The 393-nt window shown below is 75.3% G+C and carries 1 protein-coding gene; it reads right to left on the bottom strand.

The features are described 5' to 3' along the window. A partial coding sequence (locus D180_RS14130) for an SPOR domain-containing protein (protein ID WP_017913313.1) occupies window positions 1-393 on the bottom strand: 393 nt, incomplete at both ends.

The following is a 393-nucleotide window of genomic DNA, read 5'->3' as shown; positions in this document are numbered from 1 at the left end:
GGCAGCCGGCGTAGCGCTGGCCGGGGTGGCGTTGCTCGGCGCCGCATCCAGGGTCACCACCTGGGCGTTGACGTCGTTGCGGACCTTGACCGCCTGCAGGCGCACGGATTCGGCCTGGGCGCGATCGGCATACGGCCCGATCCGCACCCGCCAGGCCTGGCGCCCGCCGATCGTGGCCTGCTCGCGGAAGCCCGGCAGCTGCGCCTGCTTGAGCCGCGCGATCACCGCATCGGCGTCGGCGGCGGTGGCGTAGGCGCCGAAATTCACCGCGTAGTTGCCAGCGGCCGTGCTCGGCGGCAACGGTTGCGCGGCGCTGCCGGCGGCCGGATCGGCCAGATCGGCGGCATCGGGGTTGTCCTTGACCGGCGCCGGCGCGGCGGCTGGCGCAGCGGC

This window comes from Xanthomonas sp. SHU 166 (assembly GCF_000364685.1).
In the GTDB taxonomy this organism is placed as follows: Bacteria; Pseudomonadota; Gammaproteobacteria; order Xanthomonadales; family Xanthomonadaceae; genus Xanthomonas_A; species Xanthomonas_A sontii.
This window is presented reverse-complemented; position numbering and strand designations above follow the sequence as displayed.